Origin of the sequence: Plectonema cf. radiosum LEGE 06105 (genome assembly GCF_015207665.1) — a bacterium.
GTDB classification, from domain to species: domain Bacteria; phylum Cyanobacteriota; class Cyanobacteriia; order Cyanobacteriales; family Nostocaceae; genus Rivularia; species Rivularia radiosa_A.
This window is the reverse complement of record NZ_JADEWL010000294.1, coordinates 1-1,933: the sequence shown is the minus strand read 5'-3', so window position 1 is coordinate 1,933 and position 1,933 is coordinate 1. Positions and strand designations below refer to the sequence as shown.

Annotated in this window: 2 protein-coding genes; one reads left to right on the top strand and one right to left on the bottom strand. The window is 40.1% G+C overall.

The genetic code is table 11. The annotated features are described in order from the left end of the window. Nucleotides 1–17 precede the first annotated feature (17 nt). Nucleotides 18–1,394, bottom strand: coding sequence for a lipid-A-disaccharide synthase-related protein (locus IQ247_RS32060; protein WP_193926224.1), 1,377 nt, complete (start codon nucleotides 1,392–1,394; stop codon nucleotides 18–20). A 166-nt stretch (nucleotides 1,395–1,560) separates the two neighbouring features. On the opposite strand from IQ247_RS32060, the gene IQ247_RS32055 reads away from it, so the two are divergent. After that, a partial coding sequence (locus IQ247_RS32055; protein WP_228060237.1) for a hypothetical protein occupies nucleotides 1,561–1,933 on the top strand: 373 nt, incomplete at its 3' end.

The following is a 1,933-nucleotide window of genomic DNA, read 5'->3' as shown; positions in this document are numbered from 1 at the left end:
CCCCTAACTCCTAACTCCTAACCCCTAACCCCTAACTCCCAAAAGCATTGGGCAATTCTTTGAGCAGCACCCGGTTTACCCATACGTTGCTCGCCATTTTTGGCAATTGCATACAATCTATCGGGATTCGCAAATAAGCTTTTAAATTCTGAGGCTATATCAGCGGGTTTCTCGACTAAAATTACCGAGCAACCTAAAAGACGACTTTGAGCTTCAGCGAAAGCTGGGGTAAATTGGGGTCCTTCTCCTGGTATAATGATTGCTGGTTTTCCCAAACCGACAAACTGTTCTGTAGCTGTCCCAGCCATTGCGATCGCAAAGTCTCCTAAATGCAAGCAGTCATTATAGTTCGTTTGGGTAAAAATGATGTAACCATTTTTTTGTTTGAATGTCAATGCTTGATTATCAGGAATCTGAATTTGAGATTGTTGATTTGGTATGGCACTCCAGCCTTGATTTTTAATGGTTTCAGCTAAGATATTGCAGTCTAAACCGGGAGCGATAGCTGCTAAGAATACAACATTACCATTGGTGTGTCCGACGAAATCTGGTTGGCGGAACATAGCAATTAATGCCGAAACTGCAACTGTAATTTTTTCCCAGTTTGCGTAGGCTTCTGGAGTGCGGGAACCAGGTAAAAGAGTAATTACTAAAGGACGTTCTATTTCTTGTTTGCGAGTATCGGCACTATAAAACTTTTGTAATGGGAAGCTGGGATTTAACCCATCCATCATCGGATTTCCTAAATCGAAAGCGGGGATTTTCCACTGTTTTAATATTTGTGTTGTTAAAGAATCTCTAGGAAATACAGCTTTACAGCGTCTGCGACTCATTAACCAGCGTTCCCAAGGTAAGTAAACTGAACCACTCCAGCCTTCCCAACGAGCAGCTTGAGTATCTCGTTTCAACCAGCCAGTTTCATCTCGGAGATAATATTCCGATTTTGCTGTACCGACAAAAGCATATTCACAACCACTCAACCAAGCGAATAATAGCGGTACGATATCCCCTACAGCCAAAATTTTTACCGAATAGCCGGATTTTTTCTGAGTTTTTACCCAGCGACGTACAGTTTTAAATTGATTGAGAGTAAGTTGTAGTAAACCACTACGTACATCCCCGGCTAACTGCCGTCCGTCCATGTAAATAAAACCACCACTAGGCATCGAACGTACTGAACCAATCATCGGAATATCTAACTTTTGGTAAGCACGTCCAACACCTACTAAAGGTAAAGCAAAGACTTGCGGTGATAAAGGTTGCTGTTGCAATTCTTCTAAAATGCGAATCGCGATCGCGTCTTCTCCATGTCCATTACTTAATACCAATAATCGTGAAGTAGCAGGATTAGCTCGTATTTTTTGTGTAAAGGGAAGGGGTGATAATTCACTCATGAGAAACAAATATTTTTGATTAACTGTCTCAAAAAGCAAGAGGGATATATAAAGTTATAAATAAACCGAAAAAGCTGAAAGTTGGTAGTATCCCCGAAGACGAACCTGATAATCAAAACTCATTATCAAAATACAAGCTAACTTTCAGTGATTCAGGCTAAATATTATGCGAGTTTCTTCAGCGGCAATTTTTACTTTAGTTAGTTTAGCGGCTAGCAACATTCACCAGCAGGCAACTGCAAATGATTCTACTGCCATTCCTGACAACCAACAAGGGGAAAATCTTGTAATTCCGGTGGTTGAAGGTACCCCCGCATCAACAGAGGTTATTTCCCAACCAGAAACTTTAATTACTCAACAATTCTCCCAGAAATCAGTTAACAGTGAACAGTTATCAGTTAACAGTGAACAGTTATCAGTTAACAGTAAACAGTTATCAGTTAACAGTGAACAGTTATCAGTTAACAGTAAACAGTTATCAGTTCAAAATCAACAAAAACAAACACAAATAGTAATTAAAAATGGAAGCAATCCCCCCA